Origin of the sequence: Prevotella sp. HUN102, from assembly GCF_000688375.1 — a bacterium.
In the GTDB taxonomy this organism is placed as follows: domain Bacteria; phylum Bacteroidota; class Bacteroidia; order Bacteroidales; family Bacteroidaceae; genus Prevotella.
The window spans coordinates 1,081,236-1,097,001 of the sequence record NZ_JIAF01000004.1 but is presented as its reverse complement, the minus strand read 5'-3'; the positions used below and the strand labels follow the sequence as shown (position 1 = coordinate 1,097,001).

Annotated in this window: 12 protein-coding genes, 2 rRNA genes and 1 pseudogene; 3 read left to right on the top strand and 12 right to left on the bottom strand. The window is 45.6% G+C overall.

Annotation, left to right across the window (positions count from 1 at the left end):
• Positions 1–339: 339 nt before the first annotated feature.
• The 10 genes from gldN to P150_RS17130 form a co-directional block, all read right to left on the bottom strand.
• Positions 340–1,386, bottom strand: coding sequence for a gliding motility protein GldN (gldN, locus tag P150_RS0109530; RefSeq protein WP_028897481.1), 1,047 nt, complete (start codon positions 1,384–1,386; stop codon positions 340–342).
• Positions 1,387–1,450: 64 nt separating this feature from the next.
• A complete protein-coding gene (gene gldM, locus P150_RS0109525; protein WP_028897480.1) occupies positions 1,451–3,040 on the bottom strand; it encodes a gliding motility protein GldM in 1,590 nt (529 codons plus the stop codon).
• A gap of 66 nt (positions 3,041–3,106) precedes the next feature.
• Positions 3,107–3,892 (bottom strand): gliding motility protein GldL, encoded by a 786-nt coding sequence (gldL, locus tag P150_RS0109520; protein WP_028897479.1) that lies wholly within the window; start codon positions 3,890–3,892, stop codon positions 3,107–3,109.
• Positions 3,892–5,382: an SUMF1/EgtB/PvdO family nonheme iron enzyme gene (locus P150_RS0109515; protein WP_028897478.1), complete on the bottom strand. Its 1,491-nt coding sequence runs from the start codon at positions 5,380–5,382 to the stop codon at positions 3,892–3,894. The genes gldL and P150_RS0109515 overlap by 1 nt, the downstream gene beginning before the upstream one ends.
• Before the next feature lie 11 nt (positions 5,383–5,393).
• Entirely contained in the window at positions 5,394–6,332 is a 939-nt protein-coding gene (locus tag P150_RS0109510; protein ID WP_051617680.1) for a type IX secretion system membrane protein PorP/SprF, read from the bottom strand.
• A gap of 186 nt (positions 6,333–6,518) precedes the next feature.
• Entirely contained in the window at positions 6,519–6,740 is a 222-nt protein-coding gene (locus tag P150_RS0109505) for a DUF2795 domain-containing protein (RefSeq protein ID WP_025001905.1), read from the bottom strand.
• A 55-nt stretch (positions 6,741–6,795) separates the two neighbouring features.
• Positions 6,796–7,359: a cob(I)yrinic acid a,c-diamide adenosyltransferase gene (locus tag P150_RS0109500; protein ID WP_028897476.1), complete on the bottom strand. Its 564-nt coding sequence runs from the start codon at positions 7,357–7,359 to the stop codon at positions 6,796–6,798.
• 10 nt (positions 7,360–7,369) lie between these two features.
• Positions 7,370–7,966 carry a hypothetical protein gene (locus P150_RS16910; protein ID WP_155952991.1) on the bottom strand — a complete coding sequence of 199 codons (597 nt, stop codon included), beginning with the start codon at positions 7,964–7,966 and terminating at the stop codon, positions 7,370–7,372.
• Positions 7,967–8,384: 418 nt separating this feature from the next.
• The gene (locus P150_RS0109490; protein ID WP_231477593.1) at positions 8,385–8,771 is read right to left on the bottom strand and encodes a hypothetical protein; all 387 of its coding nucleotides are present in this window, start codon (positions 8,769–8,771) and stop codon (positions 8,385–8,387) included.
• 568 nt (positions 8,772–9,339) lie between these two features.
• On the bottom strand, positions 9,340–9,597 hold the full coding sequence (locus P150_RS17130; RefSeq protein ID WP_081819312.1) for a hypothetical protein: 258 nt from the start codon (positions 9,595–9,597) through the stop codon (positions 9,340–9,342).
• A gap of 348 nt (positions 9,598–9,945) precedes the next feature.
• Here P150_RS17130 and P150_RS16315 point away from each other — a divergent pair.
• The 3 genes and pseudogenes from P150_RS16315 to P150_RS0109470 all read left to right on the top strand — a co-directional run bounded on the left by P150_RS16315 (position 9,946) and on the right by P150_RS0109470 (position 12,260).
• Positions 9,946–10,883: pseudogene (locus tag P150_RS16315) on the top strand (IS30 family transposase).
• Positions 10,884–11,087: 204 nt separating this feature from the next.
• Complete coding sequence (locus P150_RS0109475; RefSeq protein ID WP_028897473.1) at positions 11,088–11,696, top strand: hypothetical protein; 609 nt, start codon at positions 11,088–11,090, stop codon at positions 11,694–11,696.
• A 111-nt stretch (positions 11,697–11,807) separates the two neighbouring features.
• The gene (locus tag P150_RS0109470) at positions 11,808–12,260 is read left to right on the top strand and encodes a hypothetical protein (RefSeq protein WP_028897472.1); all 453 of its coding nucleotides are present in this window, start codon (positions 11,808–11,810) and stop codon (positions 12,258–12,260) included.
• 202 nt (positions 12,261–12,462) lie between these two features.
• Here the strand turns inward: P150_RS0109470 and rrf are convergent.
• Both rrf and P150_RS0109460 read right to left on the bottom strand, forming a co-directional pair.
• Positions 12,463–12,575 (bottom strand): 5S ribosomal RNA (gene rrf / locus P150_RS0109465).
• A 161-nt stretch (positions 12,576–12,736) separates the two neighbouring features.
• Positions 12,737–15,649: ribosomal RNA gene (locus P150_RS0109460) — 23S ribosomal RNA — on the bottom strand.
• Between the last annotated feature and the right edge of the window lie 117 nt (positions 15,650–15,766).

The following is a 15,766-nucleotide window of genomic DNA, read 5'->3' as shown; positions in this document are numbered from 1 at the left end:
GTGGTAGTAAATTATGGGTGTCCAAATATCTCTGAAAAAAAATACAAAGACACCGAAGTTAATGTTATTGATGATTATTAATCATATCCTTTGAGCCTTGATTCAGGAAACGGATGGACGAGAGGGAAAGTAAACTGAAATATAAGGAACGAAAGAATAGGCAGATTTCTTCATTGTATATTCAAATTAAATAATGAATCACACACGTTTATCAAACGCTTCAGTCTCACGTTTCCGTTATATTCTTCTACTTACAGGGTGTTTTCTTCGTCCACTTGTTACCTTGTAAACTTGGAAACTCTGAGTTCGCATCCGTAGCGAACTCAGGTTTGTGAACAATTAATGGCGCTCTCTGCGCACCGTTACGCGCGCTGCGTTTGCGCCCGAAGAAGATGTATTGCGTGAACGGCGTGAGGAACGAGCCGAACTTCCCGAATTGCTTCTGCCTGCACGACGATTCTTCTTTACAGATTTAACGTTTTCGCCTGCATTGGCAATGCTGTCCAAACTGTCTTTCTTAGCCTGATTGCCAAAAATGTTCTTCTCAAATGCCACCAATTCATTCTCTATCTTCTTCTGTTCAGCAGTCATTGCTGAATCCGTTGGGCAATACTGCGAGAGCGTTCTGCCAAGCATATTGGTAGTTTTGTATATTTTTCCCTGATAACGGTTCATCGTGAAGTAGTCTTCAACGCTCATCGTTGCAGCATTGTTCAGATTGCTCGTCATAATGGTCTGCTTTGAAAGGAATGGAGCAAGGTCATCATATTTCACCCAGAACAAAGGATACTTCACTTCGTCATCGCCAAAGTCATCACTGCGGTACATAATCGGACAAAGCGCAATGACCTTTCGGTGGAAGGTAGACGTACCCTGATCATAATACGCACTTTCTTTCAAATAGTATCCCTTTACTTCTGCCGACGGAATATCGCTGTTGTCCAGACGGATTCCACGATCCGTGCGCTCATAATAGATATGGTAATTATCCAGAAACTGCAAAGGCTTCACGCGAGACGAATCGTTGAACACCTCGTTTCCGTCCATTCTGTATTCGTAAGCATTGATGCCACCATTGCGCGTACCCATCATCATCAGCTTGAAGATGTAGCTGAATAGATTCATCTGCGAGCCGACAGGCTCCGTCGGGTAATAAAGTCCTGCGTTTGCATCCTCCACGAGATTCACTTCGCGATAGATGTCTCTGCGCCAAACCACGTCTTCATTCATCGCCGCCGTAGTTGGGAACGAAATCTGAGCACGTGTGGTAATCGTGTTTGCATTCGATCTGCTTCCTTGTCGCTGTTCGTTTCGGCGACGTGCAGGCTGCGCGCACACACTCATAGCCACAAAAGCAACACATACAATTATGAATATTCTTTTCATTCTCTATATCTTATAAAACTATCAAAATCCTTCAACAGGAAGATGGTAGATATTAATGTTTGAATTATCGAACTATAACCTCCATATTACGTCCGTTCAATGTACGTGTAGTACCATCAGGCCCGTGTACAACTACATTCGTTATATAGAAGCGTTTGTTTCTGCTCAACTGACGGAACTGTGCCTTCTGCTGTTCGGAGAACGAAGCTCCGTTGCTTGCCAACGGTACGGCATTACCCATACTGTCGAAGAACACGGTACGGAAACTTGTTACCGTGAATGGAATATCGAGCAGACCGTCGTCGATTGCCGCGTGGATACCATTGGCTGCCATCAGACTGGCCTTTGACAGAGCACCACTCTTGAATCGGTCGGCACCCATTGCAATGTAAGGAGACGGATCAGGCAACTTGCGAACACGGAATTCGTACTCCCCTATCTTTCTTCCCTTTGCCGAAACAGAAATCCTGACAGGCTGACCAACGGCTGATGGTCGAGCAACAAACTTACCACCACCTTTGGCTATAAGCGAACCACCCGACATAGAAGCCTGTACGTCGCCCTGTGCAGTATTAGGAATACTGATGGTTATCGGGTTGTCGAATCCTGCATAAAGCACATTCATCAGGTCGGCAGCGATTGTAGCCATTCCTTCAAATGCCGGTGTCTTCTGCATTCCGTCAGGACTTATGTAGCTTTCAGGCTTCGGTCCTCCCACAACCCAATAATCCTGAGAGAAGTCGCGCTTGATAACGTTTCCCATCAAATCCTTTACGAGGATGTAACCGTTCAACGTATGCTTTCCCGGAGCACCAGCCTTGACCTTATACTGATTGCCCTGAATCAACTGACCATTGACATAAACCTGTGGCTGCTGCATTGAATCGACGGCTGCCATAAACATCTGCGCTGTGAGTTCTTCGCCCGGATAAAGGCGAGTCTGGCTCGGAACGACAAACGCCTGCAACTTGTTCACACGAAGATCCTTCAATCCAACATTTGCCACCAGCGTATGCAAAACCTCTCCTTCTGCGTAACGGATATCGCTCTGCAACTTTGAAAGCAAGGTAATTGCCGCTGCCGTAGGCATATCCTCAAACATATATTCCTCCCAATTCTTGCCCATTGAGTGCGAAGGAACCTCAGTAGAGAGATTACTTGCTATAATTTCCTTCTTTACAGGGTCGGTAATAAAGCCGAGGATTCTGTTGCGATAGCTGTTGATTGCCTCAAAGAGCTTATGTCCCTGTCCTGTTCCCGGTGCAAGCATCACGAACGAAGCAGCTTCTAAGTCTTCCTTATTACGAATATTCAAAGGATCGCCATCAGTACCGTCGGCTTCTTTCACGATATCAACCTTCAACTGCTGCGCATAATTGAAGAGAGAATCACTCATAGAGCGAACGGTCGTTGCCATATCAAACCACTCTCTTGCCTTCTGAGGGTTCTTCTGCATCATCTGTTCCAGTTCGCTGAAGATAGCTGCATTTTCCTTCGACGAGTTTCCCGTTGTACGGTTAAGGCTTTCCTCAACGATAGAGAATCCGTTGAGAACCTCCGTAGATACGTTTAGCGCAAGCATAGCCATCAAGACGATATACATCAGGTTGATCATCTTCTGGCGTGGGGAAACCTTTCTCTTTATGATTGCCATTTACTATTTATTCTTTTTTATTGTCATCATCTTGCATTCAGAACGCAAGATTGCGTACAGTCGGTATTACAATTCTTCCGTTGATTGTGCTGCCGCAGGGGCAGCAACTCGCATATTGACAGTCATAGCCTCAATCATCCGGGCATAAACCTTATTCAACTGCTCTATCTGCTGAGCCATCTTTCGGGTCTGCTCATTGATCTGATCAATTGTTCCGATCTGCTGACTTGCTCCCTTGAGCTGCATTTCATAAACCTTAGTGATACCGGTAAGTGTACGGTTGAGATTCTCCATCTCTTCGCTATCACGCGTGAGTCGCTGGCTCTGATCATTGACACGTCCCAACATCTCGGTAAGACTCTTCAAAGCGTCCACGTAGTTGGTCTGCGCCTCAACCATTTCCGGTGTCTGCTGCTCAGCATTTGCAATGACCTGACTCTGCTGATTCACGACGGCTGCCGCAATGGCATCTGCCGTTGGCATTGTCTGGCGTGCAACTTCATCAAACGGTATGTTTGATGCGGATGCAGACTGACTCACTCTTGCAGCACCGTCAGCCATAGATTCGCTCTCCATTCCTTCTTCCTCATAATGCGTAGGAATCTCCTTACCATCGTCAGTTTTGTCGAAAGGACGGTCGAAAGCCGAAAGGAAGAACACCACAACCTCGGTTCCCATACCGATGAACAGCCAAATGTTGGCTCCGGGAAGGTGGGTGAGCTTGAAAAGGGCACCCAAAATAACGACTGCTGCGCCCCAACTGTAGCCATAGTTGAGGAAAGTCTGACCGGGAACAGTATCAATCCACTTCTGCAGACGATACACAATATTATATTTGCTATACTGTGACATTATCTTCTATTCTTTTTACTTTTCTTAATGCTCTTCTTCATTTGTTTTGCAGCCTCGCTTGACGAACTTGCCAAACTGCGGACACAACGGAAGCCAATGTAGCTTCTGGGCTGATTCTGGTATTCCCACGTACGCCAAGCACTGCGGATGTAGCTCTCCGGATCTTTCCAACTACCACCACGCACGCTCTTTTTCTTCAAACGGTACGGATCTTCTTTCGCAGCCTTGTAGTCCAACTGCGGATTAAGGTCGTTCATTGCGTCCACACCTGCCTCGGTGTAAATCGTACTTGTCCATTCAGCCACGTTGCCTGCCATATCATACAAGCCGTTAGAGTTGGAACTGTAAATACCTGCCCTGCTCGTAATCAAGTTACCGTCCTTCGTGTAATTTCCCCGGTCGGGCTTGAAGTTAGCATAGAAACATCCGTTTCCACTCTTTACGTCCTGATTTTCCCACGGAAATTCGTCCTGATTCTTTCCACGCGCCGCATATTCCCATTCAGCCTCAGTAGGCAAGCGATAACGCTGCACGAAACGTGCTTCCTTGCCAAGACCTTTCAGCAGGTAGTCCGTACGCCAAGCGCAGAAAGCGTTAGCCTGTTCCCACGTTACTCCCACTACCGGATATTCATTATAAGTGGAATTGCTGAAATAGTTGCGCAGGTAAGTCTCGTTGTCAGAGTTACGGAAATCATTTACCCAACACGTTGTGTCAGGATAAACGTTTACGATATAGGTGTTCAGGAAGTCCCAAGGGCCAGACAACGGACGATTGATTGTTTCTGAATGTATTCTCCCCTCATCGTCGATATAGGCAGTATCCTTTGAAATCATCACAACCTCATTCGGATCCACCGTAATATCCGTATTCAGATTACGCTCTTCCGGATTCAGACGGTTGCGGCGCAATGCCGCAGTAGTGTAATCATAGATTTCATATCTGTAATTCAACTGACGTGCATCAAGGCTCTTTTCGCCAGTTGCGGGATTGGTGACATAAAGACTTTCAATGGCACGCTGCTCGTCTTCGGTAGGTTTGCGCGGCAGACGCTTGCTCCAGTCCAGATGAGGAGTAACGGGATCGCCATTCTTGTCTTCGGTAATGATATAGGTTTCGTCGCCTCCGTATGCAGGATCGGCAAGACGTGTTCGGAGAATGGAGTCCTTTACCCACTCCACAAACTGCTTGTACTCAGAGTTCGTCACTTCAGTTTCGTCCATCCAGAAGCCATCCACGGAAATATCCTTTACCGGAGTTTCCTTGCCCCAAAGGCTGTCCTGCTTCTCGATACCCATCTTCAGCCATCCTCTCTTTACCATTGTCATACCGTAAGGAGCCGGTTCGCGAAACGACTTTCCGCCTCCTACGCCGGTAACTTCGCCACCACGACCGGAGGGCGAAGCCGACTTACCGGAAAAACATCCCGTAAGTGTTCCTATAACTACGACACTAAGACAAAGAGTTATTATACTTTTTCTCATTTTCATATATCTTTCTACTAAAGGAATCTAACGCTTTTATGTTTATTTCTGCCTTTTTTCTGCAAATTGATGTCGGTCTGATAACTCACGAACAGTTCGTGGCTGCCGTTTCCGGGGTCTGCCGTTCCTGTGTACATTTCATAACTGTAACCGATGTTTATGCCGTGGAAACTTCCTCCAACGTATGCCGTAACCGAATTGGTAGGACTGTAGGAAACTCCACCGTAGAGCATCTTCTTGTCGTTCGTGTACAAAAGACGCGCAGAAACGTCGGCCCGATAGCCATTTCCGTCATATCGCCCCAGCACCGAAGTCGGTATAGAAAGAAACGGATTTCTTAATTTAATATTGTATCCTCCCGTCAAATAATAGGTTCGGTCTATTTGCAGTTCGTTGGTTTCGCCCAGTTCCACCAACGGCGCATTCAGATGCTGAACGGATGCGCCCACATACCAGTTTTTCTTCGTGTAATAGAGTCCGAACCCCATATCCAGCGAGTTGCCGCTGACTTCCGAACGTGGCAAAGCAGGGTCGCTTGCATCTTCAAGATCGAGCTTTGTTCCATTAAACTTTTCCATCAGCACGCCCAATTGCACTCCGGCTGAAATCATACCTCCCAACAGATTCTTACGGAAAGCGTATTGACCGGCAATGCGCTGATGCGTAAAAAGACCTATCTTATCATTCAGCACGGACACACCTACGCCGTGATACTGCTTCATAAAATACAGCGGCATATCGGCACCCACGTAAAACGACTGGGGATTGTGCTCATAGCCTGCAAAATCAAGTGCATAGGCACCCACCACGTTCATTTTGTTGCCCTTACCTACGGTTGCCGGATTGAACGAAGGTTCCATTGCCCAGTAATGGCTGAACGACACATCGTATTGAGCCAGAACGGAAGTACTGGCTGAAACAACGATTGCAATTATGAGTATTAAGCGTTTAAACACGACTTTATAACGATATTTGTTGCTTATTATTGCATCAGGGCGAAGAATATCCTCCGAAGTTGAAAAAATAAGCCAAGTGAAAATACAGAAAATTCTCAATTCTCTACTTCCTTAACAAAAAAAGTGCAACCTATTGCTAAAAGCATTATAGGCTGCACAATTATTTATCAACAAATTATTTTTCCCTTAATATTCGTCCTCATTCCATAGGAAGTCGTCCTTTGAAGGATAATCCGGCCAGATATCTTCGATGCTGTCGTAGATTTCTCCCTCGTCTTCAATCTCCTGCAGATTTTCCAACACTTCCAATGGGGCTCCAGAACGAGTAGCATAGTCAATCAACTCGTCTTTTGTTGCTGGCCACGGCGCGTCTTCCAACTTTGATGCTAATTCTAGTGTCCAATACATAATACTTATTATTTAATTCGGTTTCGATTTGCGTGCAAAAGTAATATATTATTTTTTATTTGCAAGTTTTTTGCCAAGTTTTTTCTTCCACCTTGTCAATAAAGTTCAAGTAACGTGAAAGCACGAATAAATAGTCGGACAGGCGATTAATGTATGCCATCAGATTAGTGTCCACTGGTGAGACTTCATCGAGCGAGATGATATTTCTCTCCGCCCTTCTGCAAACCGTTCTTGCCACGTGCGCAACGGATGCAGCGTGCGAACCGGCAGGCAAGATGAAAGCCCGGAGCTGCGGAACTATTGCCTGCAGTCTGTCGATTTCATTTTCTATTATCTTAATTACTTCATCAGAAACGATAGATTCCTCCAAACTGCGCTTTGGATTGTCGCCCATAGCAAGATTGCAGCCAAGCGTGAATAGTTCGTTCTGAATGGAAGAGAGGATTTTAAGGGTAGCTTCGTCGGTTACGAAACTGGCAAGCAAACCGAGTTGTGCGTTCAGCTCATCGACAGTGCCGTAGGATTCTATGCGCAGCGAATTTTTCTTCACTCTCGTTCCGTCTACAAGACTGGTCATTCCCTTATCGCCGGTCTTTGTGTAAATTTTAAAATTTCCCATTATATCAAGATTAAAAATTTATTTTAAAGTTTTGCTTGGGTGTCTTGGGGTTCATAAACGCCACACCACAATAATACATATCGAAAGAAAAACTTATCCGTTTGTGCTGCATCATTATGTTCCACACGGCCTTGGTGCGCTCCTCCTTCAGCAGACCATTGATAAAAATCACGGAATTATCCGGCAGACAGTCAATGAAATCCGAAAAATCATTCAAATCAACATCCTTCTGACTAAGAATGTATAAGGCTGCATCAGGCGCATTCATCCCGACATTAAAAGAACGAATGATGGTTTTCCTGCATCCGTAACTTATATAGGTGCTGAAACAGGATTCCGAATCTCCGCCCATATAGCAGTATTCATATTGCAGAAAGTTGCTCAACCGGAACAGAAACTCTGCTTTTCTGCGCGTAATTACACTTATTTCAGGATATTCCCCCAACAGTTCTTCGTATGCATAGTATGGATAATGCTCGTTGATGACATAACGAACAAAGGAGTAGGCCGAAGGCGACTGCACCCCAAAGCCTCTGGAGCAGCCCATTCGCTGCAACCAAACCTTATATCTGCGCAATTTCTCCAATGTCATTAATTTATTTTCCATACATTATGCAAAGATAAAAATATAATGGCAAATACGAGTAGCAACATCAAAATATGATGTAAATAATAATAAACTTATTCATTTTTTCAGCCTATTCCCATAGTTTGGGCTTATCCCGAACCAAGCTCAATTACAAGTAACCGAAGAATGCAGCCCATTCTTCGCAAAAACGCACTGCAAACGTGCGAAGATTGGACTGCATTCTTCGCACGTTTGAAAACGAGGACTTTACAAGCTGATCTTCAATAACTTACAAACACAGAGCCCGTGCGTATAAAACTCATTGTCAATACTCGGAAATTATCTTGACAAGATACAAAGAGTTTCTCCTGAAATTTGGAAAGTGAGGAAGAAATAACATTTAAAGAAAAAGTCCGATTACCATTGCTGATAATCGGACTGTTCCAATAGAATAAACCTATAAATGGTTCATAACCTTTCTGTAATAACGCTGTGTCTTGGCGACACTGTAATTGATTCCTCCGTGCCAAGAGCGAATAGCTCTTTCAACACTATTCCGTGGATTGTGAACAGATTGTATCAGTACAAACATTTCACGTGATTTTACAGCACTGTATCTGTCGTTCAGCGAATAACGCTTCTTGCTGCCCTGACTTTTCAGAATCTTGTTGCATTCTGTTACCAGAACCGGAGAAATCTGTAAAATTCCAACGTGAGCACCATTTACGGCTCTTGAATTTCCACTACTCTCTACTTTACCAATTGCGTCCATAACCGGACCCCAGTTGAATTGCTTTCCCTTGCCTGCAGTTTCTGCATTGACAGAAGTTATTGCTGTAAACATAAAGAAAACAAAACAAAATAATTTTGTTATTCTCATCATTAATAAATTTCCGGAACTTGAAAAGTTATCTCAAATGAAATAAAATTAGCGACACGTTCCTATGTGAGAATAGAGTTACCACCGTGTCTCAGTTCCATATTTGCGATGCAAAGATACATAAAAAATGACTGACAATCAATTCCTTAAACTACAATTAACAAACAGCCCTATTCAAACGTTTGCACAAGGTGTATATCATAAAAAAACAAAAATAATGTATTAATCACGATAATCGAACTGCCGAATATAACCCTTTTTCTTCCCTAAACCCCACTCCAAGATAAACAAACAACTATCCTTATCGCATTTCATTATTATTTATCCACCCTTTCGGTTCTCTCGCATTACTTATATGGAATCAGAGCAAATGCTTATCTCGGGCACGGTTAATCTCAACTGTCTGCACATAAACAAAAGAGCCTCCCGAATCCACTCGGAAGGCTCTCAACTATTGGATATATCACAATTTATTATTCAGCAAAGTTTTATCTCAGTCCACCTATTCACTACCATCTTGCCACTCCCTTGTTTATCGCAACACGTGATAACAGATGAATATAAAGACCGGATAACATCCTCCAATCATAAAATACAAGACATTACTTTGAATCTTATTCCGTGAATGCAGCATACTTTCCACTATGTGGAGGGCCGTAATCAGGGAAATAGCAAACGTTGATATTCCCAGTTCAGCAGTTACATTACCATTCAATGCCTGTATCGCAAAATCAACCATCCAGACTATAAAGCCTGCAATGATAGCCCAAGAAAGAAGTTTACATCTCATACCTCACATTATTATATATTCATTCCTGATACCTGAAAGTGGTTTTTCAACGGTTTGCCCCACCAGTATCTTCTGCAAAGATAAGAAGAATGATTTGAAACACCAAGATTCAGCGCAGCATTAAGCCCACGAAAACAACAAATAAACAACAATCAATTTATTAAAAGAACCTTGAAGATTCCAAATCGAAGTGCAAAAAAGAGTAGCCCTCGCCGAGAGATGCAGACGTTCTCGAAGCGTAGCGAGAGGTTGTCTGCATCTCTCGGCGAGGAAAAAGCAACAACCGGCAATACAAATTAAAAAAGGGAGACCGAAGTCTCCCCAAGATTAACTAACTTTGTATTGTTTATGTACCATCAATTAATCTCGGAGCAAAGGTCGCAAATTTTCGCCTTACTTCAAAAGAAAACCGCAAGAAAAGAAATTGCCGCCATCGTCGGCATCAGTCAGGCAACACTCTCACGTGAAATCAAACGCAACAGCACGCCCTCGGGAAAGTATATCTGGACGAAGGCGCACGACATGGCCATGGAGCAAAGGAGGCGAACGGTGAGCAACTCCAGGCTCTCCGACGAATTGGGCTGGAGAATCAAGGAATATATCGTTAATGACCAATGGTCTCCAAGACAAATATCAGGGTATCTGCGTGTGAATGAGGGGATAAGGGTGTCCCATCAGTCCATCTACAACATCATCCACAATGACCCGACAGGGAAACTTGCCGGGCACACAAGACACAAGATGAAATACAGGCATCACCCAAAGGGGGGCATCTTCCTGTCAAGGACAGGGTGAGCATCCATGAGAGAAACAAGGAAGTGGACGGGAAGAGATTTGGAGACTTTGAGATGGACCTGATCGTCGACCCTGCCCAGCGCGCCATACTCACACTGGTGGAGAAACCCACCAATATGTTGCTTATGCAGAAACTGCCATTTGGGAAGCAGTCGAAGCCTCTGGCAAAAGCAGTCAGGAGACTGCTGCTGCCATACAAGGACAGACTGAAGACCATTACCACTGACAACGGACCTGAGTTTGCCGCACATAAGGATATCACGAAATGGTTGGGCGTGCCTGTGTACTTTGCAGATCCATATTGTTCATGGCAAAAGGGAGCCATTGAGAATACAAACAAGTTAATCAGGCAATATATACCTAAAAAGGATTCCTTTGAGAACTATACGGACAAGAGGATTATGGCCATACAGAAGAAATTGAATGAAAGACCAAGGGAAAAACTAAACTTTTCCACACCAAAGTGCGAGTTCTTCAAACATGTGTTGTAATTTTGCACTTGCTGGTTGACTCTACAACCTTTAGGTTAAATTCTCCCAATATATAATATAACAGAAATGGCATACGTTATTCTGTATGATGTGGTACAAAGATTATAAGCAGTTTAGAAACCTGAATCCATCGCCTATAACAACACTTTCATATACATTAGTGGGCACTAATTTTACCGATTAACAAACACTTCTAATACAACTATGAATTATTATAAACTGAGAACAACAACTGAAAACAAAGTTTGGAAAAAGTATTTTGTCATAGACGAATGCTTTCTTAACAACGAGAATACGGTGAAATTTCATAACATATATAACAAGCAGAACATACTTAAAAATCTTTATATACGGGCTTTAGATTCAAAAGGTTTTGTAGTATATGATGAAAGAGAATTTTCTAAAACAACTGCACCATATTTTTGCAGCGTGGAGAGTATCATCCTTATTAATGATACTGTTTTCCAAAACGACTTGTTTGATGATATCAAAGGAGTAAATTTTCTTCCCTTAGAGATAAGGGGCAGCTATACAAGTTCCTATAAACTGATGCAGTGTGCAAACATTACATCTGATTGCATTGATGAAGAAAAATCCATTCGGAAAGATTTTACCTTTCTCAGCAAACTGATATTGAAAGAATCTGAAATTCCCAAGCATATTGACGCTTTCTTTCTGTCAGGTTGGGATAAATACAGTCAATTTGAAGTCATAGTAAACGAACGGATGAAAGAAAGGCTGTCGAAACTAAACCACTCCTCTGAGTTCTTGATTTTTGACAGACTTGAATTAAGTGCTGCAAGTGATACATAAGCCGCCTTTTAACGGCTATCCTATACAATATCTGTAACTTGAAAATAAACGAGATTGTCAATCCTATGATATTGTCAAGTCATATAAAGTTTATAAATAATATAGGCAATAATGAATATTCTAACACTCAGATTATCAGACTTTATACCTCATAGTTTCATTGCAGAAAAAGAATTCTACTATTGTGATATTCGTGGAATTGCTGATTTATATGGGTGGCAAATTATTTTCTTTAGAGAAAAGAAATCGTCTGAAACCACTGCAATCTCAATGATAGATGTTTTTGAAAATAAGCAGTTGCTAAAATTTGCAAGAAAAATTATTCAAAAAATTGGAATCGGATTTGACTTTGGCTCTAAAGAGGATATTATTGTAGATAAATATGGGCATCCCAATTTTACAGATAAAACATTTGAAGGGGAATGTAAATATAATTATGTGATAAATGATAACCTGTTTATCTCATTTTCGATAAATGATGGTCTGGGCTTTTCAGGAATTGAAATCATACAGAACAAAAGCATCATAAATGAAAAAATAGACTTTTATTTATCTGCTTTGTGAAAAAACGCACTCTCCATAGTAGAATTGAATCATATAAAGTTCAGCATAATGGATATTTGGCAGGCTGAAAAAGCTCCAGATGTCCATTATGCCAAGTTTTATCCCAGCTGCAACATTTAGGCCTGCAAGAGTGTCATATCAACTTACAGATAACAAAAAAGAGTCTCCTCCCACGATAAGATGGAAGGGAACTCAAAATAAAAGAAGGCGGCCACCTACTCTCCCGCATTGCATCGCAGTACCATCGGCGCAGCCGGGCTTAACTTCTCTGTTCGGAATGGGAAGAGGTGGAACCCCGGCGCAATAACCACCTGATAAGTTTTATCGGACCACCATCCCCGCTCACTCTGGGGAGGAACCGTAAGGGCGACTATCGCCACAAGCAAAACAAAGGAAAGACGCCGCAAAGAATCCTCTCTCACTTCCGGACCACACGGGGAAACCCGAACCGGAATACAGCTCAAAGCATAAACCAACAAGCGAAAGCTTCGGGCAATTAGTAGCGCTCGGCTTTGACGTCGCCGTCTTTACACCTGCGCCCTATCAACGTCATCGTCTATGACGACCCTCAAATAGGAGCTCTAATCTTGCGGAAGGCTTCGCACTTAGATGCTTTCAGCGCTTATCCATACCAGACTCAGATACCCGGCGGTGCACCTGGCGGCACAACCGGCAAACCGGAGGTCTGTCCACCACGGTCCTCTCGTACTAGTGGCGGCACCACGCAAAACTCCAACGCCCACGATAGATAGAGACCGAACTGTCTCACGACGTTCTGAACCCAGCTCGCGTGCCACTTTAATGGGCGAACAGCCCAACCCTTGGGACCTTCTCCAGCCCCAGGATGTGACGAGCCGACATCGAGGTGCCAAACCACCCCGTCGATATGAGCTCTTGGGGGGGATCAGCCTGTTATCCCCGGAGTACCTTTTATCCTTTGAGCGATGCAGTTTCCATACACTTGCACCGGATCACTATGCCCCAGTTTCCTGCCTGCTCGGCATGTCTGCCTCCCAGTCAAGCGCCCTTATGCCATTGCACTCTGTAAGGCCGGTTACCAATCGGCCCGAGGGCACCTTTGGAAGCCTCCGTTACGCTTTTGGAGGCGACCACCCCAGTCAAACTACCCGCCAAGCAGTGTCCGCACAAATCGCGCGTTAGACCTCAGACAGCCAAAGGGCCGTATTTCAAGGATGGCTCCACCGATGCTGGCGCACCCGCTTCGAAGCCTCCGGCCTATCCTACACATCGGATGACCGAGGTCAGTGCTAAGCTGTAGTAAAGGTTCACGGGGTCTTTTCGTCCCATCGCGGGTAATCGGCATCTTCACCGATACTACAATTTCACTGAGCTCATGGTTGAGACAGCGTCCAGATCATTACACCATTCGTGCAGGTCGGAACTTACCCGACAAGGAATTTCGCTACCTTAGGACCGTTATAGTTACGGCCGCCGTTTACCGGGGCTTCAATTCAAGCCTTCGGATCGCTCCTGAGCTCTCCTCTTAACCTTCCGGCACCGGGCAGGTGTCAGGCTGTATACGTCATCTCTCGAGTTTGCACAGCCCTGTGTTTTTGTTAAACAGTTGCCTGGACCTATTCTCTGCGCCTCCCTGAGCTAACAGGGAGGACCCCTTATCCCGAAGTTACGGGGTCAGTTTGCCTAGTTCCTTAACCATGAATCTCTCAACGCCTGAGTATGTTCTACCCGACCACGTGTGTCCGTTTGCGGTACGGGTTGCGTGAACATGAGCTTAGCGGATTTTCTCGGGAGTATGGTTACCTCTGCTGTCGGACCCTCCCGGGGGAGGCTCCGTACTGTCGGGGTTCGTCTCGGGATGCGGATTTGCCTGCACCCCTCACGGACTACGCCCTTCAACGCCCTATTCCGTCAGGGCGCGAGAGTGTCACTGCTCCGTCTCCACGTCGCTGAACACGCAAGTCACGGAATGTTAACCGTGTCTGCCATCGCCATCGCCGTTCGGCTGAGACTTAGGACCCGACTGACCCCGGGCTGATTGGCATCGCCCGGGAAACCTCGGTCTTGCGGCGGGGGGGAATCTCACCCCCCTTGTCGTTACTTATACCTACATTTGCTTTTCCATGCGCTCCAGGATAGGTCACCCGCACCATTCGGCGCACATGGAATGCTCCCCTACCGATACTTTTTATATACAATGCTATCCCGCGTCTTCGGTATCCGGCTTATACCCGATTATTATCCACGCCCGGACCCTCGACTAGTGAGCTGTTACGCACTCTTTGAATGAATGGCTGCTTCCAAGCCAACATCCTAGCTGTCACCGGGACCAGACTTCGTTAGACTAACTCAGCACGGAATTTCGGGACCTTAGACGGCGGTCAGGATTCTTCTCCTCTCGGGGACGGACCTTAGCACCCGCCCCCTTACTGCGCGACTCCAGTCCGTGAGCATTCGGAGTTCGTCAGGTCTCGATAGGCGGTGAAGCCCTCTCGACCTATCGGTCGCTCTACCTCTCACGGAGAACATCGCACGCGGCACCTAAATGCCTTTCGGGGAGTACGAGCTATCTCCAAGTTTGATTGGCCTTTCACTCCTACACTCACCTCATCGGGAAGCTTTTCAACGCTTATCCGTTCGGTCCTCCATCCCGTGTTACCGGGACTTCAACCTGGGCAAGTGTAGATCACTTGGTTTCGCGTCTACCCCATCTGACTAAACGCCCTCTTCAGGCTCGCTTTCACTGCGGCTACGGGGCTGAGCCCCTCAACCTCGCCAGACATGGTAACTCGTAGGTTCATTATGCAAAAGGCACGCCGTCACACGCAGGGCGTGCTCCGACCGCTTGTAGGCGGATGGTTTCAGGAACTGTTTCACTCCCCTCGCCGGGGTGCTTTTCACCTTTCCCTCACGGTACTCGTACACTATCGGTCTCACGGGAGTATTTAGCCTTGCCGGATGGTCCCGGCGGATTCACACAGGATTTCACGTGTCCCGCGCTACTCAGGATACCGCTACGCTCCCTCGGGCTTCGAGTACAGGCCTGTCACCTTGTACCGGGATTCTTTCCAGAATCTTCCTCTCGCCTCCGGGATGCGACCCCGCGGTCCTACAACCCCCGCAGCGCGTCGCCACGCCGCGGGTTTGGGCTGCTCCCCGTTCGCTCGCCACTACTGGGGGAATCATTGAATTATTTTCTTTTCCTGCAGGTACTAAGATGTTTCAGTTCCCTGCGTTGGCCTCCCGGCAGCAGCCGGGATGGCATCCCTCCAGGATGCCGGGTTGTCCCATTCGGAAATCCCGGGATCAAAGGTCATTTGCACCTACCCCGGGCTTGTCGCAGCTTATCACGTCCTTCATCGCCTCCGTGAGCCTAGGCATCCGCCATCCGCCCTTATATACTTTCTGCTCGACTCGGCTCCAAAAAAGGAGCGAGTAGCTCATACTTTCAGCTGTATCTAGAAATCATTTGCGCACACACTCCACAAAGGAGCGCGCACTTTCGTCTTTACTTTACAGTTTGCTTG

Bases quoted from the DNA above. Each gene is read 5' to 3' on its own strand.
- gldN (WP_028897481.1), bottom strand. From the start codon at position 1,386: ATGAAAAGAATATTCATAATTGTATGTGTTGCTTTTGTGGCTATGAGT.
- gldM (WP_028897480.1), bottom strand. From the start codon at position 3,040: ATGGCAATCATAAAGAGAAAGGTTTCCCCACGCCAGAAGATGATCAAC.
- gldL (WP_028897479.1), bottom strand. From the start codon at position 3,892: ATGTCACAGTATAGCAAATATAATATTGTGTATCGTCTGCAGAAGTGG.
- P150_RS0109515 (WP_028897478.1), bottom strand. From the start codon at position 5,382: ATGAAAATGAGAAAAAGTATAATAACTCTTTGTCTTAGTGTCGTAGTT.
- P150_RS0109505 (WP_025001905.1), bottom strand. From the start codon at position 6,740: ATGTATTGGACACTAGAATTAGCATCAAAGTTGGAAGACGCGCCGTGG.
- P150_RS0109500 (WP_028897476.1), bottom strand. From the start codon at position 7,359: ATGGGAAATTTTAAAATTTACACAAAGACCGGCGATAAGGGAATGACC.
- P150_RS16910 (WP_155952991.1), bottom strand. From the start codon at position 7,966: ATGGAAAATAAATTAATGACATTGGAGAAATTGCGCAGATATAAGGTT.
- P150_RS0109490 (WP_231477593.1), bottom strand. From the start codon at position 8,771: ATGTTTACAGCAATAACTTCTGTCAATGCAGAAACTGCAGGCAAGGGA.
- P150_RS17130 (WP_081819312.1), bottom strand. From the start codon at position 9,597: ATGAGATGTAAACTTCTTTCTTGGGCTATCATTGCAGGCTTTATAGTC.
- P150_RS0109475 (WP_028897473.1), top strand. From the start codon at position 11,088: ATGAATTATTATAAACTGAGAACAACAACTGAAAACAAAGTTTGGAAA.
- P150_RS0109470 (WP_028897472.1), top strand. From the start codon at position 11,808: ATGAATATTCTAACACTCAGATTATCAGACTTTATACCTCATAGTTTC.